Genomic DNA, 20,920 nt, shown 5'->3' with positions numbered 1-20,920 from the left:
GTCAGGCACCGGTGCTTGCTCCTTCGTCGCCTACGCACCGGCGCCTGACCGGCGACCCGGCCGCGGACCGGCCACTTCGTGGCCGTCCCTCCCTAGGGGTCGGGAGTGCGGTGGGTGGTTCTGGTGGGTTGTGGAAGACGGGACAGGCTGGGTGCGCGGTGTGGTCGGGAGCGCGGTAGGGCTGCGGGCTTTGGTGGGCGGTGTGGTCGGGAGTGCGGTTATGGCGGATTCATTCGAAGGGTTGGAGGCTTTGATGGACAGTTCGGTTGATGTTCCTTATGTGCGCTATGCGGTTGTCGACGGATTTGCCACGTTGACCTTCGATTCGCCACACAACCGGAATGCGCTCTCGTCCAAGCTCGTTCGTGAGCTGCTCGCTGGATTCGACGCTGCGGCAAACGATCCCGCGGTGCGGGGCATCGTGCTCGCGCACACCGGCGATACGTTCTGCGCCGGTGCCGACCTCAAGGAGGCGAGTACCGCCGACCCGGCGGTGGCCGCCGACGAACGCACCCGCGTGATGATCGATGTGTTGCGCGGCATCCTCGCCTCGCCCAAGCCGGTGATCGCGCAGATCGACGGCAATGTCCGCGCCGGGGGCATGGGCATCATCGGGGCCTGCGATCTTGTCGTGGCGGGGCCGGGCAGCAGTTTCGCGCTCACCGAGGTGCGCATCGGGATGGCCCCGTTCATGATCTCGCTCACGCTGGTACCGCGACTGGACCAGCGGGCCGCGAGCCGCTACTTCCTGACCGGCGAGAAGTTCGACGCCGCGACCGCTCAGGCGATCGGCCTGGTCACCGTGGCCGCGCAGGATGCCGCCGCCGAGGTGAAACGCCTGTGTGGGGAGCTGCGCAAGGGGTCGCCGCAGGGTCTGGCCGAGTCCAAGAAGCTGGTCAACGCGGCCCTGCTGACCACGTTCGACGCCGAGGCCGAAGTGCTGGCCAAGCGGTCGGCGGGCTTCTTCGGCACCCCCGAGGTGATCGAGGGCATGACGGCCTTCTTCCAGAAGCGCCCGCCCAGCTGGGCACAATAGTCCGATGGCGACACCCCACGAACCCAAGCAGGACCGCAGTCGGGCCACCCGGCAGCGGCTGCTCGAGGCGACCATCGACTGCCTGGCCGAAACCGGCTGGGCAGCCGCCACCGTGTCGGTGGTCGCCGAGCGGGCCGGGGTGTCGCGCGGCGCCGCCCAACACCACTTCCCCACCCGCGAGGACCTGATCACCGCCGCGCTCGAGTACATGTTCGAGTTCCGGATGGACCAGGCCAAGGCCGAAGCCGAGACGGTGAACGCGGTCGCCCAGGGCGCAGGCCGAACGCGCGCGGTCGTTTCCGCGCTGGTCGAGTCCTACACCACCCCGTTCTTCAAAGCCGCCCTCCAGGTCTGGACCCACGCGGCCGCCGACCCGGCCCTGCGCGAACGCATCCTGCCCCTCGAAGCCCGCTTCGGCCGCATCTCCCACCGCCGCGCCGTCGAAGCCCTCGGCGTCGACGACTCCGACCCGGTAGCCCATCACCTGGTTCAAGCGACCCTCGATCTGGCCCGCGGCCTCGGCCTCGCCGACGTCCTCACCGACGACTCCGCCCGCCGCAAACTCATCGTCGACCAGTGGGCCGCGACCCTTCACACCGCCCTGAAACTGTCCCACTGACCCCTTGTGACCTGGCTGTTTCTGAGTATATAGTTCGGGCATGGGGGAATATATATATCGAGGGACTGTGCGATGACCAAGCGACTGATCGAGATCGACGACGAGCTACTCGAGTCCGCGCAAGACGCACTCGGGACGGCTGGTGTCTCCGATACCGTTCGCGCCGCATTGAACTCGGCAGTGGTGGCGCATGCGCGCGCCAGTGAAGTCGAGTGGTTGGTCAACGGCGGGATGGCAGAAATGGCAGACAAGGATCGGCGCGACGACGTATGGCGATAACGGCGCGCTATCTCATCGACACCAGCGCGGCGGCTCGAATGCGCCATCCGGACGTGGCGGCCGCGCTCGGGCCGCTGCTCGAGGCCGGATTGATCGCCACGTGCGCGCCACTCGATTCCGAGGCGCTCTACAGCGCCCGAAGCCCTGCTGAATACGAGCAGATCCGCTTTCGGCGACGGGCGGCTTACGAATATCTGCCCACAAATGACGAACACTGGGCCAGTGCTTTCACGATCCAGCGCGCGCTCGCACGGTCGGGCCGCCACCGAGCGGTCGGCATCCATGACCTGCTCGCCTCAGTTCTCGCGGTAGAACACCGTCTGGTCCTGTTCCATTACGACGCCGATTTCGAAACCGTCGCGTCGGTAGTCGACCTCGACCATCGCTGGGTCGCACCGCGGGGGAGCCTCGAGACGTCCTGACCAGCCGATGTCACACTCCGGTTGCCTATTTCGTCGACTCGGTGAACGCGGAAGAAACGACGAAGGAGTGGCTCATGGTGGAGCAGCGCAAGATCGCGGTGGCTGGTGCGACCGGGCGGTTGGGTCGGCATGTGGTGGATGTGTTGGTCGAGCGGGGGCAGGAAGTCGTGGCCTTCTCACGGGCCGACGGGGTCGACATCGAGACGGGGACCGGGTTGGACGAGGCGCTGACCGGCGTCGACATTGTGATCGACGCATCGAGCACGCCCTCGGCGGATCAGCGGGTGGCGACCGAGTTCTTCACCTCCTCCGCACGCAACCTGCATGCGGCGGGGGAGCGGGCAGGAGTTGAACGGCTCGTCGTGGTGTCCATCATCGGGATCGATGGGGCGCTCGCCGGGTACAACGCGGCCAAGCTCGCCCATGAGCAGGAGTTGCTGCAAGGCGCTCTGCCCGTGCAGATTCTGCGTGCCGCACAGTTTCACGAGCTCGTCGAGGTGATGGTCGGCTGGGGCACCAATGGTTCGGTGGCCCACGTTCCCGGAATGCGCACCCAACTCGTCGCCGCGCGAACTGTCGCCGAGGCACTGGTCGACATGGCGATGAATCCGATTTCCGCACAAGACATCCCGTTCGCGGAGATCGCCGGCCCGCAGCCCGAGACCATGGCCGGTGCCGCCGCTGCGCTCGTCACGGCACGCGGCACCGACCTCCAGATCGTCGAGACCTCCGACACCGCCAACCCGGACCGCGAACAGTTCGAAAACGGCACCCTGCTCCCCTCCGCGCACGCGGTCCTGGCAGGGCCGACCTTCGCCGAATGGATCAACGCCACCGTGCTCGCAGGCCGGTGACCCGGACTGGACGGCTGCCTGATCGGGCGGTCGACTGCCGCCACGACAGGCATGTTGCTCACACGGCTGGGACAGGCCCGGTGGATCGGGATGATCCACCGGGCCGGGAACGGTGCGTGCGGTCGCTGTTCGAACTCCGCGTCGGCGGCTACGACTTCGGTTGGGTGAGGTCGTAGAGGGTGACGCCGTCGACGGTGGTCGCGGTGTAGTTCGCCGTCACCCAGGCGGCGATCGCCGAGCTGGTCGACTCGCCGCTCCCGCCGGGACCGCCGCGCCCACCGGCGACGAAGTAGTGGATCTCGCCGTCGGCCACATACTGCTGGAACTGTTCGAGCGTGGGGGACGGGTCGCTGCCGTTGAAGCCGCCGATCGGCATCACGGGCAGTTCGGTGGCGAGCTGGTATCCGGCGGCGCTGTTGGAGCCGATCGCTGCCGCGACCCAGGTGTAGTCCGTGCCGTCAGCCTCGAGCAGGGTGACGATCTGATCGCTCGGTCGTGATCCACCGAGCAGTCCACCGGCTCCACCCATTCCCTGGTCGCCCATCGCCATGCCGCCCTGTGCGTCCGCACCGTCCGGCGGCGTGCCGCCTGATGCGCCCGCTCCATTCGGCTCATCGACCCCGCCGGGAGGGGCGCCACCCGGTGTTGCCGACCCGCTCGGGGGCGCGGTCCCTGGCATCGCGCCATCGACGCCGGGCGCGGTGCCAGTCCTGCCGCCATCTCCGCCGGGACGCATTCCGGGTCCACCCATTCCGTGCATCCCACCGGTGCTCGGCCCAGCAGATGGAATCGCGCCGGAATGCGCGGACGCGAGGGTGTCGACGGAGTAGGCGATCGGCCCGGCGAGTCCGATGAAGGCGGCGGCGAGCGCGGCGATCACCGACTGCTTGCGTGCCAGTGGGAATACGAGCGCCACCGTGGCGATCACGCCGACAGCCAGGATCGCCCATCGCAACCAGGGTTGGAAGGAGGCACTGCGCGACAACAACATCCATGCCGTCGCCGTGGTGAGCCCGACGGCGACAGCGCCCGCGCACCGCACCCACAATCGATCGCGCGCACCCCACATCTGGACGGCCCCGATCCCGACCAGCGCCGCTACAGCGGGCGCGAGCGCCACCGTGTAGTACTGGTGGAAGATCCCCGCCATGAAGCTGAACACCAGTCCGGTGACGAGAAGCCAACCGCCCCAGAGGATCAGCGCGGCACGACGGCGATCGGTACGTGGCGCGCGTCCGCGCAGCACGAGTCCCACCACCAGCGTGACCAGCGCGGCCGGCATCAACCAGGCGATCTGACCGCCCTGCGCCGACTCGAACATCCGGGTGATCCCGGTGCTTCCCCACATTCCGTTTCCGCCCGCGGGAAGCTCACCACCGGGCCCGGCACTGCCGGTTTCGTTGCCGTTCAACCGTCCGAGCCCGTTGTAGCCGAGGGTGAGTTCGATGATCGAATTGTTCTGCGACCCACCGATCCACGGCCGAGAATCCGCCGGCCACAACTCCACCGCCGACAACCACCAGCCCGCCGCGCCGATCATTGCGGCGCCCGCCGCGAACAGCTGCGCGATCCGCTTGCCCAGCTTCGGCGGCCCGGCGATCAGATACGCCAGCGCCAAGGGCGCCACCACCAGCAGCACCTGCAACTGCTTGGCGAGGAACCCGAATCCGATCAACCCGCCGGTGAGCAGCAACCATCGCCACCGTCCGTCCGCGACCGCCCGCGTCATCGCCCATGCGGCCGCGACCATCAGCGAGACGAGCAGCGCATCGGGATTGTTGAACCGGAACATCAGCACCGCAACAGGAGTCACCGCCAGTACCGTGCCCGCGATCAACCCCGCCGCGGGTCCGAACGACCTGCGCACCGTCGCCCACAGCAGCGCGACACTCGCCACGCCCAGCAGGACCTGCGGCACCAACATGCTCCAGCTGTTGAGCCCGAACACCCGCACCGACAGCTCCATCACCCACAGCGAGGCGGGCGGTTTGTCCACGGTGATGGAGTTCGCGGCATCGGAGGACCCGAAGAAGAATGCCTCCCACGATTGCGAACCCGCCTGCACCGCAGCGGCATAGAAGTCGTTGGCCCACCCGTTGGCACTGAGGTTGATGAGATAGGCGAACAATGTGCCGAGCAGCAGCGCGGCCAATGCCGGGCGCTCCCAACGCTTTCGGGTCGGTACGGCCGCCATGATGTCGCTGGAGGGCGAGGCGGCGATGGTCGCGGTCATCGACGCACCCCCCACGCGCTCGGGTGCTGTGCTGCATGCGAGCCGCTGTCGGTAGCGCCCGACATCGGGGCGTGATCGGTGGCCGAGCGTGCTACGGCGGCGGTCGGGTTGGATCCCGCGTGCCGGAACACCCAGCGCAGTCCCACGAAACGAGCCAGTGTGGCCACGAGATTGGCGGTGATCAGAACAGTGAGCTCCACCGCGACGGGCGCCTCGGGGGCCCAGCGGTGCAGGGCGAACAACGAGCCGCTGGTGATCGCCAACCCGAACGCGAAGATGGCCAACCCCTGGAACTGGTGCGAGACCGCGTCGCCGCGTCCGCGCACACCGAAAGTGAAGGCCCGATTGGCGGCGGTATTGCCCACCGCGGTCACCAGCAGCGACACCAGATTGGCGCCCTGGCCGCCGATCAACGGCTGCAACAGCAGAAACAACGCGATGTAGGCGAGGGTCGAGCTCACCCCGACGATCGCGAAGCGCACCAATTGCCCGACCATCCCGAGCGGCACCCCGGCGACGAGCGGCTCACGCCCGACGGCGGCCCGCAACTCGTCCACGGGGAGGGCGCCGGTGGTCAGTGCCCTGGTCAATCGCCAGATCCCGCGGAGATCCTTGCGCGCGGTATCGACGATGTCGACGCGGCTGTCGGGATCATCGATCCAGTCGACGGGTACCTCGTGAATCCGCAGACCCGACCGTTCGGCCAACACCAGCAGTTCGGTGTCGAAGAACCATTCCCCGTCGCGTACCAGCGGCAGCAGCTCGCGAGCGACGTCGGCCCGCACGGCCTTGAAGCCACATTGGGCATCCGAGAAGCCCGCCCGCAGCGTGGTTTTCAACAGCAGGTTGTAGCAGCGGGAGATGATTTCGCGCTGGGGTCCGCGCACCACTCGGGCCGAGGCGTCGAGACGGGTGCCGATCGCGAGATCGGAGTGGCCCGACACCAGCGGCGCGATCAGCGGCAACAGCGCGTTGAGATCGGTCGACAGGTCGACGTCCATGTACGCCACCACCGTCGCGTCCGACCCCGCCCATGCCGTTCGCAACGCCCGCCCGCGTCCCTTGGCGTCCAGGTGCAGTACCGCGACGCCGTCGAGTTCCGCCGCCAGCAGTTGGGCCACCGCGAGAGTGGCGTCGGTGCTGGCGTTGTCGGCAATGGTGATGCGCGTTGTGAACGGGAATCCGGCGCGCAGATAGGCATGCAACCTACGCACACACAGGCCGAGATCGACCTCTTCGTTGTAGACGGGTATCACTACGTCGAGCACCGGCGCGCGGCTGCTCTGCATGGCCTTCTGCTCGGCCTCGGTCTGAGTCATGACACCCAGGCTCGGTGGCCGCGCTGCCACCGAGCTGGGACCGGGCTGGGAGGTTGCTGGGGATCGTGATCAGGCGCGACGCAGCCGCAGTACGCTGTCGGCGCGCTCGCCGACGACGCCGTCGGGGCTGGTCGAGGGGGTGTGGACGAGCTCGGCGGTCTCGACCTGCCAGTCCGGCCCGAGCGCGAGCTGCTCGAGAACCTGCTCGATGGTCGGTAACACATGGGCGTGCATCTCGCTCGAGGCCCAGCTCGGCGCGGCCGCGTGGGCACCGATCACCAGCACGCCACCGGATGCGACGGCGGCCGCCGCACTGCGCAGAATTGCGGCCCGCTCGTCCGGGCGCTCCACCGGCGAGTGCAGGAACTGCGCCGAGACCAGGTCGAAGGTGCCCGCGGGGAAGTCGGCCTGGAGGTCGTGGCGCTCCCACGCGATCGTCACCCCGGCCTCGGCGGCCCGCCGCGCCCCGCGCTCCATCGCGGTCGCGGAGATGTCGACCGCGGTGACCTGCCAGCCGCGCGTGGCCAACCAGATCGCGTCGGCGCCCTCGCCGCAACCCAGATCCAGGGCCGTCCCGGGGGCCAGTTCGGCGACCTCGCGTACCAGGAGGGGGTTGGGGTTGCCGGTCCAGATCTGCTCGCGCTCGCGGTAGAAGTCTTCCCAGAAATCTTCGGCGTTCGTCACGGTATCGGTCATCGATGCTCCTGGTCAGTGCGGGTGAAAGGGTCATCCGATAGTGCATCCGGCCCGCCGATTACCGCCAGAATTTTTGCTGTTTCGGCAAATGTGTTTCCGCTCTGGATGGCGTGCGTAACCCTCGATACGGCCCGACCTAGTATTACTACCGTGACGCGCGGTTACCCTAAGACGAACGAGGCGCCGCGGCGTCGTGTCGACGCGCGGACCGAGCGTTGGCGCGAGCATCGCGTGCAGGTGCGCATCGAATTCGTCGACGCGGCTTTCCGGGCGCTCGATCAGATCGGCCCCGATGTGAGCATGGGCGATATCGCCAAGGAGGCCGGGGCGGCCAAGCCGAAGCTGTACCGCCATTTCGAGGACAAGACCGACCTCTACAACGCGATCGTCGACCGCGTGCGCGACATGCTGTGGGAGCGGGTGCTCACCAGCGTGAATCTCACCGACGACTCGATCGCCGAACTCGTCCACACCGCGGCCACCGAATACGTGGCGGTGGTCTCGGCCCACCCGAATGTCTTCCGGTTCATGCTGCACAGCCATTTCAGCCAGCAGGCCAAGGAAACCGAACGCGCCCTGGTCGCGGCCCGTCAATCGGCAAGGCGCGCGGCGGAATTCTTCGCGGGCCTGCTGCCGACCGAGTCGATCGACGTGACCGGGATCGAATTGGTGAACTATTCGATTTTCGGTGCGGTCGCCTCGGCCACGGACTGGTGGCTCGGCGCGAATCAGCGCGAAGTGTCGGCGATGCCGGTCGAGCGCTTCGTCGATTATCTCGCCGAGAGCATCTCGGCGCTGGCGCAGGCCCATGCCCGCTTCAATGGGGTCGCGATCGACCCGTCGAAACCGCTGCACATCGCGTTCGGCCTCGACTGAATCCTCGCGCCCGACACGAACTCCGTTGTTCTCGTCGATCACGCCTTTGGGACCGGCGGGGGGTGCGATGGGTTCAGTATGGACCCGGCCACCGACAAGTTCGCGACGCCACGCTAGGCGTCCTCGCGCAGTCTCCACAGTGGTGAGACGGGGCCGTGGCCCGCGCCGAGGTCGTAGGACGCGGCGAGGCAGCGGTAGGTCCACTCCTTCGCGAACTCCACCGCGTTGGGCACCGAGTACCCGTTGGCGAGTGCGCTGGCGATCGCCGCGGCGAGGGTGTCCCCGCCGCCGTGATCGTTGCCGGTGGCGATGCGCGGCGCGGTGAACTCGCGGAAGGTGTCACCGTCGTAGAGCAGATCGGTGCTGACTTCCGACGCGCGCAGGTGCCCGCCCTTCACGATCGCCCACTGCGCACCGAGGGCGTGCAATGCCTCGGCGGCCTTGCGCGCGGTGGCGTCGTCGACCACCTCGATGCCGGTGATCAGGCGCACCTCATCGAGGTTCGGGGTGACGACGGTGGCGAGCGGAATCAGCGTATTGCGCACGGCGTCAAGAGCTTCCGCGTGCAGCAAGGGATCCCCGTGCATCGATGCCGCGACCGGGTCGACGACCAGCGGAACGGTCCCGTCGCGCCCGATTTCGAGCTCACGACACACATCGGCGACCGCCTCGATGATCGCGGTGGAGGCGAGCATGCCGGTCTTGGCCGCACCGATGCCGATATCGCGAACGACCACCCGTACCTGCTCGGCCACGATCTGGGCCGGGATCTCGTGAAAACCGCTGACGCCCACCGTGTTCTGCACGGTGACGGCGGCCACCGCCACGCACGCGTGCACCCCGCACAGCGCCATGGTGCGCGAATCGGCCTGGATTCCGGCGCCGCCACCGGAGTCGGTGCCCGCGATGGTGAGCGCGCGAACGGGGGTCTGGCCATCGGGGGTCAGCGGCAGCATCTTCACGCCCCAACCCTACGACCGCCGCTGCCGCGGGCAGACCCCGACTGTCCATCGCAAATGAAAACCATTATCATTAACTCTCGTGACCAACTCCCTGACTCAACTGCCCGTCACCGTCCTGTCCGGCTTCCTCGGCGCGGGCAAGACCACGCTGCTCAACCACATCCTCGCCAACCGCGACGGCCGCCGGGTCGCGGTGATTGTCAACGACATGAGCGAGGTCAATATCGACGCGGCGCTGGTCGCCGGTCAGGGACACCTCGACCGCACCGAGGAGAAGCTGGTCGAACTGACCAACGGCTGCATCTGCTGCACCCTGCGCGAGGACCTGATCGAGGCTGTGGCCCGCCTCGCGCGCGAGGGGCGATTCGACCAGTTGGTGATCGAGTCGACCGGGATCTCCGAACCCATGCCGGTGGCCGCCACCTTCGACTGGGAGTTCGACGACGGTTTCCGACTCGGCGACATAGCCCGACTCGACACCATGGTCACCGTCGTCGACGCCTCGACCTTCCTGGCCGAACTGGTTCGCGGCCAAGCGCTGGCGGAACGCGATCTCGAGGCGGGCGAGGGTGATGCGCGCTCGATCGCGGATCTACTGGTCGACCAGGTGGAGTTCGCCGATGTGCTGCTGATCAACAAGACCGACCTGGTCAGCGCGAACGCCGCGGCCACCGTCGAGGCGACCGTGCGCAGGCTCAATCCTCGCGCGCACGTGCTGCGCACCGAGAAGGGCGTCGTCGACCTGGCCGAAGTGCTCGCCACCGGCCGCTACAACCCGGTGGTCGCCGCCGAGGCGGACGGCTGGGCCGAGGAATTGGCGGGCGGGCACACTCCCGAGACCGAGGAATACGGGATCAGCAGTTTCACCTTCCTCGCCGACCGGCCGTTCCATCCGCAACGCCTCGCCGAGGCGCTGGAGCGATTGCGGGGGATGTTGCGCAGCAAGGGATTCTGCTGGATCGCGAGCCGTCCCGAGCTGGCGGCCATCTGGTCGCAAGCTGGCCCGAATCTGACTTTCGAGCCCGGCGCCTGGTGGTCGGAGCTGGAATTCCCTGCCGGACAGGAACTGGTGTTCATCGGGGTGCGCCTCGACGCGCCCGCCGTCCGGCGCGAACTAGAGGCCGCGCTGCTCACCGACACGGAGTTCGCGGCGGGCGCGAGCGCGTGGACCGGCTACGACGATCCGTTTCCGGCCTGGGCCGACCTGCACGAGCATCACTGATTGGCCTCTTTGGTGCGCGTATCAGACTGCGCTGGTGCATGATTCGAATGGGTCGCGACCCACGCGCCGATGAGGGGAGCGTGGGCCGCGGCACCTGAGCGAATCAGGCGAGCCCGGCGAAGAACTCGCGGATGTCGCCGACCAGCACCTCGGGTGCCTCGTGCGCGGCATAGTGTCCGGCCGCGTCGTTCGCGCCGCCCCCGCCCGCACTCGTGTCGTAGGAATTCCAGCTGACGATTTTGCTGTGATCGCGCTCGGCGAACCGGCGGATCGACTGGAAGTCGCCGGCGAACATGGCCAGGCCGGTCGGGACCGTGGTCGGCTCGGTCGGCTGCTCGCTCGCGTGCGCGTCCTCGTAGTAGAAACGCAGCGACGAGCCCGCCGTCCCGGTGAGCCAGTACAGCGCAACGTTCGCGATCACGAACCTCGCGTCGAGCGTTTCGCCGAACAGCTGCGCGTTCCAACCGAGCAGGCCCACCGGGGAATCGGCCAGCGCGTAGGCCAGGGTTTGCGGCTGCTGGCTGTGCAGGGTGTTGAAGGCCATCTTGTTCTCGTGGAACCACTGCAGGTGTTGCAGCGCGGCCATATCGGTCTCGGAGAGGCCTTCGAACTCGGCCGGGTCGCCGGACGGGAACGAGAACAGCTGGGTGACGTGGACGCCGATCACGTTGTCGGGCGCGATCCGGCCGATCTCGGGGGAGACCATCGAGCCGCCGTCGTTGCCGATGGCGCCGTAGCGCTGATACCCCAGGCGCGCCATCAGCTCGGCCCAGGCGCGGGCGGTGCGGTAGCGGTTCCAGCCGGTGCTGCGGGTGGGGCCGGAGAAGCCGAAACCGGGCAGCGACGGGATGACCAGGTGAAAGGCGGGCTGATCGGCTGATTCGGGCTCGGTGAGCGCGCCGATCACGTCGAGGTACTCGAGGATCGAGCCGGGCCAACCGTGGGTGAGGATCACCGGCGTCGCGTCGGGGCGGGAGGAGTGGATGTGCAGGAAGTGGATGTCTTCGCCGTCGATCTCGGTGGTGAACTGCGGGTAGGCGTTGAGCTCGGATTCCAGCTCGCGCCAATCGAACTCCTCGAGCCAGTACTCGGCGAGGGCGCGGACGCGACCGGCCGGGACGCCGTAGGCATCGCCGACGCCGGGCAGCTCGTCGGGGAACAGGGCGCCGCGCAGGCGGTTGGCGAGATCGTCGAGCCGGGCCTGCGCAACGTCGATCCGGAACGGGGTGATGGTGACCATGTCGACTCCTCGTAGTGAAACGGAATGTTTCGTTCTGTTTCAACCGTAACAGAACGGAGCATTCCGTTTCAAGTGGTAGGCTGATTTTCATGGCAAAGCAGACCGAAACCGCAGATCAGCCACGCTTGCCCGGCCGCAAGGCCCAGGCCGCGCGCAATGACGGACTGATCCTCGACGCCGCTCGCGCGGTGTTCCTCGACGATCCGAACGCGCCGATCGCCGCGGTCGCCGAACGCGCGGGAGTCGGGATCAGCGCGCTCTACCGGCGGTATCCGAGCAAGGAGGTGCTGCTGCGCACGCTCTGTCACGAAGGGCTGCGCCGGTTCAACGCGGAAGCCGATGCGGCGCTGACGGATTCGGATGGCTGGCGAGGGTTCGTCGGATTCCTGGAACGGGTCGTCGAGGCCGACGTGCACTCGCTCACCGTGCGCCTCGCGGGCACCTTCACCCCCGACGAATCGATGCTTCCCGACGTGGCGCACTCGGGCGAGGTCGGGGAGGAGCTGGTTCGCCGTGCCCAAGCGAGCGGTCGCCTGCGCGCCGACGTCGACGCGCTCGACGTGGGGTTGATTCTGGAGGCTTGCTCGGCGATCACCATGCCTGATCCTGTGCGCACGGCTGAGCTGCGTCAGCGGGTACTCGCACTGATGATCGACGGTCTCGCTGTCGAGGGGGAGCTTCCGGGGCCTGCCCCTGTCGCCGGTGAGTTCGCTTGGCGGTGGGAACGAGGGTCGTGACGGTCAGGGGGTCCTGGTGTGCGGGGAGGGTTATCGGGGCTTGGTGCGCCGGGGAGGGACGCATCAGGCTCAGTAGGACACAGCGGGATTACCTGGCCGGGAGGGGGTGTGGCTGGCAGACTTGGGGTCTCACTCGGACTACAACGCGGAGGCATTGGTGAAGTGGACACTCGAAGTGGTGATCGTTCCGGTCTCCGATATCGATCGGGCCAAGGACTTCTACGAGCGCCGGCTCGGGTTCGTCGTCGACCACGACACGGTGGTCTCCGATGATGTCCGCATCGTTCAACTCACTCCACCCGGTTCGGGCTGTTCCATCGTCATCGGCAAGGGTGCGGTGCCGGATATGCCGCCCGGCTCGTTGAAGGGGCTGCAACTCGTCGTTGCGGACATCGAGCAGGCGCACGCCGAACTCGTGGCGCGTGGCGTCGAGGTCACCGATGTCCAGGAAATCGGCGTGAACCCGTCGCCGACACCACATCCGCTCGACAACGTGGGCTTCGTCTTCTTCAGCGATCCGGACGGCAACAGCTGGGGTGTCCAGCAGATCTCGAGTCGCGCCGGGTAGGCGCCGAGTCGCGCCGACCGATCTTCGGCGCGGGAACAGCGGGTCTCAGGGGATTGGCGCGCCGCGACAGGCGTAGCTGACCCGACTCGGTCGGGCGCGTAGGGGCGCTCGACCGGTGAAGATGACGCGATCCGGCCGGCAAGGACTCGACGATCGGCCGCCAACGGCCACAACTTCTGGGTCGCGGGCGGCAAGACCGTTGCCGACGCGGGCAAATCCGCCGCCCTCGAGTCGAGCCCTTCGGGGCCCCGGATCCTTCGTCGCACCCTCCGCTCAGTCCGGGTGGAGACACACGGAGGTTGCCTGACTCGGGCTCTGTGTGTGCGGGTGTGGATAAATCGGGACTGCCCGGCCGAGGGTGCACGCAGGTGGGGCATATCTGGGATGCAGGCGGGCCTCTGTGCGCGGGTGGAGCCACGCAGGTCGCCCTGCCGGCTCCGGGCACACATGGGTACGGACACCTGGGATTGCTCGGCGGGGCCTGTGCGCACGGGCGGCGCCACAGACCTTGGGGGTACGCGATGGTGCCCGAGCAGGCCGCGGCCGCGGGATGGGCGGGCTGGTGCGCGGTCGGACGCCTGCGGAGTGAACGCGTTGCCTGGCGGGGCCTGTGTGCACGTGCGGCGCCACAGCGGGGTTGCCCGTCCTGTGCGGGAGTGTTCGGTAGGTTGTGCCGTGGATCGAGCGCTACGGATCCGGATACCGGGTTGTGACCAGGAATCGGGCGGTGAGGTGGCGTGGTGAGCGAGACGACGAAGACCTACGGCGCGATCAGGTGGGTCATGCTCGGCGTTCTGTGCGCCAGTCTGTTGCTGGTGGCGATGGACGCGACGATCCTCAACGTGGCGTTGCCGTCGCTGATCGACGATCTCCAGGTCGGGCCGCTGGAACAGTTGTGGATCATCGATATCTACGGGCTCGTGCTCGGCGGGCTGCTCATCACCACCGGTGCGCTCGGCGACCGGGTGGGGCGAAAGTTGTTGTTCATCAGCGGTTTCGTGCTGTTCGGCATCGCTTCGGTGGTCGCCGCTACCGCGGAGAGCTCGGCGCAGCTGATCGGTGGGCGGGTGTTGCTCGGGATCGGCGGTGCGATGGTGATGCCGTCGACGCTGTCGCTGATCCGCAATATCTTCACCGATGTGCGCGAACGCACCATGGCCATCGGCATCTGGGCGGCGGTCGCGGGGGTCGGCGCCACGGTCGGACCCATCGTCGGCGGGTTCCTCGTCGAGCATTTCGGGTGGGCGTCGGCGTTCTGGCTGAATGTGCCGGTGGTGGTCGTGACGGTAGTGGTCGGGCTGTGGGTGTTGCCCGAATACCGTGCGCCCCAGGCGGGGAGCCTGGATTGGTTCGCCGCGGCGCTGTCGGTGGCCGGGATCGTCTGTCTCGCGTGGGGCATCAAGCATCTCGCCAAAGGTGAAGCGAGCGTAGTGGACTGGACGATCCTGGTGATCGGCATCGCCGCCCTGGCCTGGTTCACCCGGCGCCAGCTCACCGCGACCGACCCACTGCTCGACGTGCGCCTGTTCCGCAACGGCGCGTTCACGGCGGCGGCCGTCGCGACCCTGTCGGCGATGATGGCGATCGGCGCGGCCATGTTCCTGATCTCGCTGTGGCTGCAATACATCCACGGCTACAGCCCTTCGCAGGCGGGCATCCGGATGTTGCCCGCCGCGCTCACGCTCCTCACCGCCTCGCTGCTCACGCCGATGCTGATGGAGAAGTTCGGTGTCCGCGCGGTGCTCGGGGTCGGACTCGGCGCGGTCGCCCTCGGTTTCCTGCTGCTGGCGGTGAGCCCGGAACCCACCACCTACCCGGTGGTCGCGCTGGTCCTGGTGTCCTTCGGCCTCGGTGACGGCATGGCCGTGACAGCGGCGGCGGCCGTGCTGGTCGGTGCCGTTCCCGCAGACCGCGCCGGACAGGCGGGCGCGGTGGAGGAGACGAACTACGAGGTCGGGGTCGGCTTCGGCGTCGCCCTGCTCGGCAGCCTGCACGCCAGGATCTTCAGCCAGCACATGACGAATCTGCCCGTCCCCGCCGACAAGCTGGACCAGGCGAGCGGTTCGATCGGCGGGGCGGCCGACGTAGCTGCCGATCTACCGGAAAATACCCGCGATCAGCTCACCCACGCCTCGAGCCACGCCTTCGACGTCGCCCTCACGACCACGTCCTACATATCGGCCGCGGTCGTCGCGGTAGTGGCCGTGGGAACGGTGTGGCTGGTGCCGAAGGGGTTCCGGATCGTCGGCGGACACTGACAATCCGCGCTCACCGCACACTATTCGCGCGATCGGTGCGAATTTCGACCGAGACCGCGATTTGTGAACGCCCAGCGTAGTTATCCCCAGTTCCCACTTATCCACAGCCGCGAAGGAATCCCCAGGAACGAGGCGGTCGAGCGTCGGCGGCACATCCGAAACTCGCCGAATGGACTACGGAATCCGGACCCGTGCACAATTGCTGGCAGCGGGCGTACCTGCGGGAACGATCGACGACCGGTGCCGTCGAGGCGTGTACACCCGAGTGCTGCCCCGCACCTACAGTCTCGGGCCGCCGACCGCGATGACACGGTGCGTCGCGGTGACCGAATGGCTGCCCGGCGCACATCTGAGTCATCGCACGGCCGCGTGGCTCTGGGGCATGGTGCCCGAGCCGTCGGTTCTCGAAGCGACAGTGCCGAAGGCGGCAAGCCGGCGGACGCCGACCTGGTTGCGCCTCTATCGCCGCGATCTTCCCGAGTCGGCTTTCGACCGCGAGAGCGATCTCCCCACGGTGACCGCCGCCCAGGCACTGCTGGACTGTGTTGCCGTCCTGCCGGGCGGGGAGGCCGATCGTCTCGTCGACTCGCACATCGGACGATCGGTGTCGCGCTCCGCGCTTGTCGAGGTGTGTGGTTCCGGCAGGCACGGCGCGCCCGCCATGCGCAGGCAGTTGGTGGGGGCCGCGGTGAAGTGGGCTTCGGAGCCGGAGCGTCTCTTCGCCCGCGCGATGGCCCGGCGCAACCTGCACCTGCTGCCGAATCACCCGGTCGGGCCGTATTTCGGCGACTTCGTCGACGAGCGGACGCGCACGATCGTCGAGATCGACGGGTGGGAGTTCCACACCGACCGCTTGGTGTTCCGCAACGACCGGCGACGGCAGAACTGGTTGCAGCGGCGGGGTTGGCTGGTTCTGCGGTATGCGGCTTACGACGTGCTGAACCACCTCGAGTCCTGCGTAGACGAGGTGGAGGCCGTCGTGCGGCCTCGGCGTGCCAGGTCGCGCCAGGCGCACACAAGTCGGCGAATTCGACGGGATTCTGACGGAGGTCGCTGTTTGTGAGCGGTCAGCGCGGATCACCCTTGACGCAACCAGTCGGTTGCCATACTCTGAATGGCAACCAATCGGTTGCGACATAAGGAGAGCGTCATGGGATTCCCTGATCAGATCGTGCGTACCGTCGAGCTCGCGCATCCGCCTACGAAGGTGTGGGCGGCGCTCACTACGGCAGAAGGGCTGGGGAGTTGGTTCGGCAATACCGCCACCATCGATCTGCGGCCGGGTGGACAGGCTCGGATGACGTGGACCGAAGGCGGACAGGTCGCGAACATGCGGGTGGAGCGGGTGGAGGAGCCGACAGTATTCGGCTATACCTGGCCGATCAACGGACTGCCCGACGACGATCCGCGGCGCACCTATGTGGAGTTCACCCTCGAGCCCGTCGGCGCCGGGACGCGACTGACCGTGGTCGAGACCGGGTTCGCGCAGCTGTCCGAAGGCGCCTACAAGGAGGCGTTCGAGGGCAATGTCGGTGGCTGGAAGAGCGAACTGGGTGAACTGGTCGAGTACCTCGATGCGGCCTGAGCTGGAGGCGACCGCCGAACGAGTCTTCGTCGCGCTGGCGGATCCGAGCAGGCGAGCGGTGCTGGCCGCCCTCGCCGCCGACGGACCCGCCACCGCGACGGACCTCGCCGATCGCCTGCCGATCACACGGCAGGCGATCGCCAAACACCTTGTCCTGCTGGCAGATGCGGGTCTGGTGATCGCGGAACCGGGGGAGCGGCGCAGGGTGCGCTACCGCCTCGACTCCGCCCCCATGCAAGTGGCCCAACAGTTTCTGGCCGCCATGGCCCGCGACTGGGACGGCCGATTCGACGCCCTCCGCAAGCACCTGGACGGCTGAACCGAGGAAGAGCAATGAGCGAGAAGAACTTCACCGCGACCACCACCGTCGACGCGACCCCCGAGGAAGCGTTCGCGGCGATCAACAATGTCCGGGGCTGGTGGAACGAGACCATCGAAGGTTCCACCGGCGTCGTCGGCGACAGCTACCGCTTCGAGGTCCCGGGCGCGCATCGCTGCACGATGACCACCACCGAGTCGATCCCCGGCAAGCGCCTGGTCTGGCACGTCACCGACACCTACATCTCCTTCATCGACGACACCGCCGAATGGGAGGGCACCGAAGTGGTTTTCGACATCGTCGAACGCGACGCCGGCACCGAAATCCGTTTCACCCACGTGGGTTTGCTCCCGGCCGACGAGTGCTACGAGGTGTGCGCCAATGCCTGGGGCGCCTACATCACCAAGAGCCTGCACGATCTGATCACGACAGGCACCGGTGACCCGTTCCGAATCGACAGCACCTTCGACTCCGAACTGCTCAAGCACGGCAACGCCGACCTGGTGAACCCGCGACCCTAGAACGAACCTGCGCGGGTGCGGTCCGACGCCGAACGGCTGAAGAGCGCCCTAGCGCGGTGCCAGCAGCAGTGTCTGGGTGCTGCGGCCCAGCGGCCCGGTCTCGTCGGAGAGGGCGGACTCGGCGAGGCCGATGCCGTGCGGCTGCGGATAGGTGACTGCATCGAGGCACACCCATTCCCCGGCCGGTTGACGGTGCAACGTGACCGTGAGGTCGGTATTGATGAACAGGTATTTCGACCAGTCGAGGACCGAACTGACCCCGTTGCCCGAGTCCGCGGCGGCCAGTGCGCGCTCGAGCGGGCTCGGTGCGGTACCCGCGACGATCGGGTACTTCAACCGAATCCAGCAGACCGCGGGGCCTGGCTCGGTGAAAGAGCCCGCGGCGAAACGGTATTCGATGCCGGTGTGGAACCCGATCGCCTGATCGGACGGGAATTGCGCCGCCGTGTCACCGTCGGGCAGCTGTCGGGTGCCGGTCGGGAGGAATTCGACGGGCAGGTCCAGCGCGGGTTCGGCCAGCTTGATCCGCCACGCGTTGGCTTTCATCACCAGCCCGCGATCCGACGACAACGTCGCCTCGATCAACTCCACACTGCGCCCCGATCGCACCACCTTCGCCTGCGCGGTCAGCGGCGCGAGCGGCACCGGCCCCAGGATCTCCACCGCGACCCGCCCGACCTGGAATCCTGGTCGTGGCTCGCATCGCTCGATCACATGCCCGAGCAGCGCCGACGGCGGTCCCGCGTGCTGGGCGTCGGGCGACCATGGGCCGCGGGTCAGCTCGGTCGAGAGGTACCGGTTCGCGTCCGCCGGGTCTTGGCGGTAGAAAGCATCAACCACTTCGCCGACGTTACCCCGCGCACCGATCCGAGTCTGGCACGGTGCGCGCAGGTGGGTCCGCGCAGCCTGGCGAATCCACCGGTCGCCACTGTGGACCGATCCATCGGCCAGGTTGCGCGGTGAACGGCGTCGACCCGAATCGAGTGCGGCCCCGCTGTTCACCCGACGACACCACGACCCGTCCGGTCAGGCCTGAGCGCTGCCCGTCAAGACGGCGGTGAACAGGTCGAACAGTGGGCGCAGGGCGCACGGGCTGGTGTCGGAGGTGCAGCCGATGGACGACGAACCGGAGTCGGCGACCGGGAGGGACGCGGCCTGGGCGGTGCCGAGCGGGGCGGCGACGGACAGGGCGGCGGCCGCGAGGGCCCCGGCGATGATGCGCTTCATTGGTTCACTCCAGTGTTCGATGTGCCGGTAGGTCGACACGACTGCTGACGCTACCGATCGCGAGGGCGAGCGAAAGCCCCGAAATCCAGGGTGCGCGGCAGGGCGACGCCCGCCCGATCGCGCGGATCGGACGGGCGTCGACGGTGGTGCGGCGGTCAGGAGACGATCGGGAGGTACACCTTGCTGCCCTGGTCGGCGAACTCGGCGGACTTCTCGGCCATGCCCGCCTCGATGGCGGCCACGTCGGTGAGGCCCTGCTTCTCCGCGTACTCGCGCACGTCGGCGGAGATCCGCATCGAGCAGAACTTCGGCCCGCACATCGAGCAGAAGTGGGCGGTCTTGGCCGGCTCGGCGGGCATCGTCTCGTCGTGGTACTCGCGGGCGGTGTCGGGATCCAGCGAGAGGGCGAACTGGTCGTGCCAGCGGAATTCGAAACGGGCCTTGGACAATTCGTTGTCGCGGTCCTGGGCGTGCGGGTGGCCCTTGGCGAGGTCGGCGGCGTGGGCGGCGATCTTGTAGGTGATGACGCCGACCTTGACGTCGTCGCGGTTGGGCAGCCCCAGGTGCTCTTTGGGGGTGACGTAGCAGAGCATCGCGGTGCCCGCCTGGGCGATGATCGCGGCGCCGATGGCCGAGGTGATGTGGTCGTAGGCGGGCGCGATATCGGTGGCCAGCGGGCCGAGGGTGTAGAACGGCGCTTCTTCGCACAGCTCTTCCTCGAGCCGAACGTTCTCGACGATCTTGTGCATCGGCACGTGGCCGGGGCCCTCGATCATCACCTGCACGCCGTAGGATTTCGCGATCTTGGTGAGTTCGCCGAGGGTGCGCAGTTCGGCGAACTGGGCCTCGTCGTTGGCGTCGGCGATGGAGCCGGGGCGCAGGCCGTCGCCGAGGGAGAAGGTCACGTCGTACTTCGCGAGGATCTCGCACAGTTCCCGGAAGTGCGTGTACAGGAACGATTCCTGGTGATGGGCCAAACACCAAGCGGCCATGATGGATCCACCGCGCGAGACGATGCCGGTGACGCGCTTGGCGGTGAGCGGGATATAGCGCAACAACACGCCCGCGTGCACGGTCATGTAGTCGACACCCTGCTCGCACTGCTCGATCACAGTGTCGCGGTACATTTCCCAGGTGAGCTCGGTGGGATCACCGTTGACCTTCTCCAGCGCCTGGTAGATCGGAACGGTGCCGATCGGGACGGGCGAGTTGCGCAGGATCCATTCGCGGGTCTCGTGGATGTTCTTCCCGGTGGACAGGTCCATGATGGTGTCGGCGCCCCAGCGCGCGGCCCACACCATCTTCTCGACCTCTTCGGCGATCGACGACGAGACCGCCGAGTTGCCGATATTGGCATTGATCTTGACCAGGAACTTCTTGCCGATGATGGTCGGCTCCAGCTCCGGGTGGTTGTGGTTGGCGGGGATCACCGCGCGACCGAGCGCGACCTCGTCGCGCACCAGCTCGGGCGAGACACCCTCGCGGGCGGCGATGAACCGCATCTCGGGGGTGATGATGCCCTCGCGAGCCCAGTGCAGCTGAGTACGCGGGCCTTCGACGGTGGGCTTGTCCCATTCGTCGCGCAGTTTCGGCAGCCCGGCTTCGAGATCGATCACCGCGTTGTCGTCGGTGTACGGCCCGCTGGTGTCGAAGACATCGAAGTGGTCGCCGTTGGTGAGGTTGATGCGGCGAACCGGGATGCGCAGGCCGTCTACCTGCTGGTAGTGCTTGACGCTGCCCTGGATCGGTCCGGTGGTGACGGTGTCGACCGCCCCGGTGGAAGACGTGTTCGAGCCCATGACTGTTCCTCCCTACGCCGGCATTACCCGGTCAGGTTCATACGGTCGACGGCCCTGAACGCCCGATAGGGCTAGCCGTCCTCTCAGCCCGCTGGTGCGAGCCCCCGTTGGTGTGAATTGCCCCGCCGACGTTACCCGCCGGGTATCG

22 protein-coding genes and 1 riboswitch are annotated in these 20,920 nt (G+C 67.6%); of the genes, 14 read left to right on the top strand and 8 right to left on the bottom strand.

Features of this window, described 5'->3' with window-relative positions; translation table 11 throughout:
• The first annotated feature begins 253 nt into the window (after positions 1 to 253).
• The 5 genes from ACFWUR_RS05870 to ACFWUR_RS05850 all read left to right on the top strand — a co-directional run bounded on the left by ACFWUR_RS05870 (position 254) and on the right by ACFWUR_RS05850 (position 3,210).
• On the top strand, positions 254 to 1,036 hold the full coding sequence (locus ACFWUR_RS05870) for an enoyl-CoA hydratase family protein (RefSeq protein ID WP_378902479.1): 783 nt from the start codon (positions 254 to 256) through the stop codon (positions 1,034 to 1,036).
• A gap of 4 nt (positions 1,037 to 1,040) precedes the next feature.
• Positions 1,041 to 1,655, top strand: a complete 615-nt coding sequence (locus tag ACFWUR_RS05865) for a TetR/AcrR family transcriptional regulator (RefSeq protein WP_378902476.1) — start codon at positions 1,041 to 1,043, stop codon at positions 1,653 to 1,655.
• A 72-nt stretch (positions 1,656 to 1,727) separates the two neighbouring features.
• A complete protein-coding gene (locus tag ACFWUR_RS05860) occupies positions 1,728 to 1,934 on the top strand; it encodes a hypothetical protein (RefSeq protein WP_056814932.1) in 207 nt (68 codons plus the stop codon).
• Positions 1,925 to 2,356 carry a PIN domain-containing protein gene (locus tag ACFWUR_RS05855; protein ID WP_378902474.1) on the top strand — a complete coding sequence of 144 codons (432 nt, stop codon included), beginning with the start codon at positions 1,925 to 1,927 and terminating at the stop codon, positions 2,354 to 2,356. Before ACFWUR_RS05860 ends, ACFWUR_RS05855 begins: the two co-directional genes overlap by 10 nt.
• 41 nt (positions 2,357 to 2,397) lie before the next feature.
• Positions 2,398 to 3,210 carry an SDR family oxidoreductase gene (locus tag ACFWUR_RS05850; protein WP_378902472.1) on the top strand — a complete coding sequence of 271 codons (813 nt, stop codon included), beginning with the start codon at positions 2,398 to 2,400 and terminating at the stop codon, positions 3,208 to 3,210.
• A gap of 148 nt (positions 3,211 to 3,358) precedes the next feature.
• On the opposite strand, the gene ACFWUR_RS05845 is transcribed toward ACFWUR_RS05850, so the two are convergent.
• The 3 genes from ACFWUR_RS05845 to ACFWUR_RS05835 form a co-directional block, all read right to left on the bottom strand.
• Positions 3,359 to 5,443, bottom strand: a complete 2,085-nt coding sequence (locus tag ACFWUR_RS05845; protein WP_378902469.1) for a glycosyltransferase family 39 protein — start codon at positions 5,441 to 5,443, stop codon at positions 3,359 to 3,361.
• The gene (locus ACFWUR_RS05840; protein WP_378902467.1) at positions 5,440 to 6,762 is read right to left on the bottom strand and encodes a glycosyltransferase; all 1,323 of its coding nucleotides are present in this window, start codon (positions 6,760 to 6,762) and stop codon (positions 5,440 to 5,442) included. The genes ACFWUR_RS05845 and ACFWUR_RS05840 overlap by 4 nt, the downstream gene beginning before the upstream one ends.
• Positions 6,763 to 6,831: 69 nt before the next feature.
• Positions 6,832 to 7,458: a class I SAM-dependent methyltransferase gene (locus ACFWUR_RS05835; protein ID WP_378902465.1), complete on the bottom strand. Its 627-nt coding sequence runs from the start codon at positions 7,456 to 7,458 to the stop codon at positions 6,832 to 6,834.
• A 150-nt stretch (positions 7,459 to 7,608) separates the two neighbouring features.
• On the opposite strand from ACFWUR_RS05835, the gene ACFWUR_RS05830 reads away from it, so the two are divergent.
• Positions 7,609 to 8,334 (top strand): TetR/AcrR family transcriptional regulator, encoded by a 726-nt coding sequence (locus ACFWUR_RS05830; protein ID WP_378902463.1) that lies wholly within the window; start codon positions 7,609 to 7,611, stop codon positions 8,332 to 8,334.
• 113 nt (positions 8,335 to 8,447) lie between these two features.
• Here the strand turns inward: ACFWUR_RS05830 and thiD are convergent, their stop codons facing one another.
• The gene (gene thiD, locus ACFWUR_RS05825; protein WP_378902460.1) at positions 8,448 to 9,296 is read right to left on the bottom strand and encodes a bifunctional hydroxymethylpyrimidine kinase/phosphomethylpyrimidine kinase; all 849 of its coding nucleotides are present in this window, start codon (positions 9,294 to 9,296) and stop codon (positions 8,448 to 8,450) included.
• Positions 9,297 to 9,375: 79 nt separating this feature from the next.
• On the opposite strand from thiD, the gene ACFWUR_RS05820 reads away from it, so the two are divergent.
• A complete protein-coding gene (locus ACFWUR_RS05820) occupies positions 9,376 to 10,518 on the top strand; it encodes a GTP-binding protein (RefSeq protein ID WP_378902457.1) in 1,143 nt (380 codons plus the stop codon).
• A 103-nt stretch (positions 10,519 to 10,621) separates the two neighbouring features.
• Here ACFWUR_RS05820 and ACFWUR_RS05815 read toward each other — a convergent pair whose 3' ends face one another.
• On the bottom strand, positions 10,622 to 11,758 hold the full coding sequence (locus tag ACFWUR_RS05815; protein WP_378902454.1) for an epoxide hydrolase family protein: 1,137 nt from the start codon (positions 11,756 to 11,758) through the stop codon (positions 10,622 to 10,624).
• 89 nt (positions 11,759 to 11,847) lie between these two features.
• Here ACFWUR_RS05815 and ACFWUR_RS05810 point away from each other — a divergent pair, with 89 nt between their 5' ends.
• From ACFWUR_RS05810 to ACFWUR_RS05780, 7 genes are all read left to right on the top strand, one after another.
• Positions 11,848 to 12,495: a TetR/AcrR family transcriptional regulator gene (locus ACFWUR_RS05810; protein ID WP_378902451.1), complete on the top strand. Its 648-nt coding sequence runs from the start codon at positions 11,848 to 11,850 to the stop codon at positions 12,493 to 12,495.
• A gap of 157 nt (positions 12,496 to 12,652) precedes the next feature.
• The gene (locus ACFWUR_RS05805; RefSeq protein WP_378902448.1) at positions 12,653 to 13,063 is read left to right on the top strand and encodes a VOC family protein; all 411 of its coding nucleotides are present in this window, start codon (positions 12,653 to 12,655) and stop codon (positions 13,061 to 13,063) included.
• A gap of 740 nt (positions 13,064 to 13,803) precedes the next feature.
• Complete coding sequence (locus ACFWUR_RS05800; RefSeq protein ID WP_378902445.1) at positions 13,804 to 15,321, top strand: MFS transporter; 1,518 nt, start codon at positions 13,804 to 13,806, stop codon at positions 15,319 to 15,321.
• A gap of 169 nt (positions 15,322 to 15,490) precedes the next feature.
• Positions 15,491 to 16,384 (top strand): DUF559 domain-containing protein, encoded by an 894-nt coding sequence (locus ACFWUR_RS05795; RefSeq protein WP_378902442.1) that lies wholly within the window; start codon positions 15,491 to 15,493, stop codon positions 16,382 to 16,384.
• A gap of 87 nt (positions 16,385 to 16,471) precedes the next feature.
• A complete protein-coding gene (locus ACFWUR_RS05790) occupies positions 16,472 to 16,906 on the top strand; it encodes an SRPBCC domain-containing protein (RefSeq protein ID WP_378902439.1) in 435 nt (144 codons plus the stop codon).
• On the top strand, positions 16,896 to 17,225 hold the full coding sequence (locus ACFWUR_RS05785) for an ArsR/SmtB family transcription factor (RefSeq protein WP_378902436.1): 330 nt from the start codon (positions 16,896 to 16,898) through the stop codon (positions 17,223 to 17,225). Before ACFWUR_RS05790 ends, ACFWUR_RS05785 begins: the two co-directional genes overlap by 11 nt.
• A 14-nt stretch (positions 17,226 to 17,239) precedes the next feature.
• Positions 17,240 to 17,746, top strand: coding sequence for an SRPBCC domain-containing protein (locus ACFWUR_RS05780; RefSeq protein ID WP_378902433.1), 507 nt, complete (start codon positions 17,240 to 17,242; stop codon positions 17,744 to 17,746).
• 48 nt (positions 17,747 to 17,794) lie between these two features.
• On the opposite strand, the gene ACFWUR_RS05775 is transcribed toward ACFWUR_RS05780, so the two are convergent.
• The 3 genes from ACFWUR_RS05775 to thiC all read right to left on the bottom strand — a co-directional run bounded on the left by ACFWUR_RS05775 (position 17,795) and on the right by thiC (position 20,772).
• Positions 17,795 to 18,586, bottom strand: a complete 792-nt coding sequence (locus ACFWUR_RS05775) for a thioesterase family protein (RefSeq protein ID WP_378902430.1) — start codon at positions 18,584 to 18,586, stop codon at positions 17,795 to 17,797.
• A gap of 186 nt (positions 18,587 to 18,772) precedes the next feature.
• Positions 18,773 to 18,973, bottom strand: a complete 201-nt coding sequence (locus ACFWUR_RS05770; protein WP_378902427.1) for a hypothetical protein — start codon at positions 18,971 to 18,973, stop codon at positions 18,773 to 18,775.
• 155 nt (positions 18,974 to 19,128) lie between these two features.
• Complete coding sequence (gene thiC / locus ACFWUR_RS05765) at positions 19,129 to 20,772, bottom strand: phosphomethylpyrimidine synthase ThiC (RefSeq protein ID WP_378902424.1); 1,644 nt, start codon at positions 20,770 to 20,772, stop codon at positions 19,129 to 19,131.
• A riboswitch (TPP riboswitch) is annotated at positions 20,765 to 20,890 on the bottom strand. (Overlaps the previous gene by 8 nt.)
• Between the last annotated feature and the right edge of the window lie 30 nt (positions 20,891 to 20,920).

This window comes from Nocardia sp. NPDC058633 (assembly GCF_042717045.1).
Classification (GTDB): domain Bacteria; phylum Actinomycetota; class Actinomycetes; order Mycobacteriales; family Mycobacteriaceae; genus Nocardia.
This window is presented reverse-complemented; position numbering and strand designations above follow the sequence as displayed.

What these genes read in the sequence shown, in the direction of transcription:
- ACFWUR_RS05870 (WP_378902479.1), top strand. Translation starts at nt 254, where the DNA reads ATGGACAGTTCGGTTGATGTTCCTTATGTGCGCTATGCGGTTGTCGAC.
- ACFWUR_RS05865 (WP_378902476.1), top strand. Translation starts at nt 1,041, where the DNA reads ATGGCGACACCCCACGAACCCAAGCAGGACCGCAGTCGGGCCACCCGG.
- ACFWUR_RS05860 (WP_056814932.1), top strand. Translation starts at nt 1,728, where the DNA reads ATGACCAAGCGACTGATCGAGATCGACGACGAGCTACTCGAGTCCGCG.
- ACFWUR_RS05855 (WP_378902474.1), top strand. Translation starts at nt 1,925, where the DNA reads ATGGCGATAACGGCGCGCTATCTCATCGACACCAGCGCGGCGGCTCGA.
- ACFWUR_RS05845 (WP_378902469.1), bottom strand. Translation starts at nt 5,443, where the DNA reads ATGACCGCGACCATCGCCGCCTCGCCCTCCAGCGACATCATGGCGGCC.
- ACFWUR_RS05840 (WP_378902467.1), bottom strand. Translation starts at nt 6,762, where the DNA reads ATGACTCAGACCGAGGCCGAGCAGAAGGCCATGCAGAGCAGCCGCGCG.
- ACFWUR_RS05835 (WP_378902465.1), bottom strand. Translation starts at nt 7,458, where the DNA reads ATGACCGATACCGTGACGAACGCCGAAGATTTCTGGGAAGACTTCTAC.
- ACFWUR_RS05815 (WP_378902454.1), bottom strand. Translation starts at nt 11,758, where the DNA reads ATGGTCACCATCACCCCGTTCCGGATCGACGTTGCGCAGGCCCGGCTC.
- ACFWUR_RS05810 (WP_378902451.1), top strand. Translation starts at nt 11,848, where the DNA reads ATGGCAAAGCAGACCGAAACCGCAGATCAGCCACGCTTGCCCGGCCGC.
- ACFWUR_RS05795 (WP_378902442.1), top strand. Translation starts at nt 15,491, where the DNA reads ATGGACTACGGAATCCGGACCCGTGCACAATTGCTGGCAGCGGGCGTA.
- ACFWUR_RS05790 (WP_378902439.1), top strand. Translation starts at nt 16,472, where the DNA reads ATGGGATTCCCTGATCAGATCGTGCGTACCGTCGAGCTCGCGCATCCG.
- ACFWUR_RS05785 (WP_378902436.1), top strand. Translation starts at nt 16,896, where the DNA reads ATGCGGCCTGAGCTGGAGGCGACCGCCGAACGAGTCTTCGTCGCGCTG.
- ACFWUR_RS05780 (WP_378902433.1), top strand. Translation starts at nt 17,240, where the DNA reads ATGAGCGAGAAGAACTTCACCGCGACCACCACCGTCGACGCGACCCCC.
- ACFWUR_RS05770 (WP_378902427.1), bottom strand. Translation starts at nt 18,973, where the DNA reads ATGAAGCGCATCATCGCCGGGGCCCTCGCGGCCGCCGCCCTGTCCGTC.
- thiC (WP_378902424.1), bottom strand. Translation starts at nt 20,772, where the DNA reads ATGGGCTCGAACACGTCTTCCACCGGGGCGGTCGACACCGTCACCACC.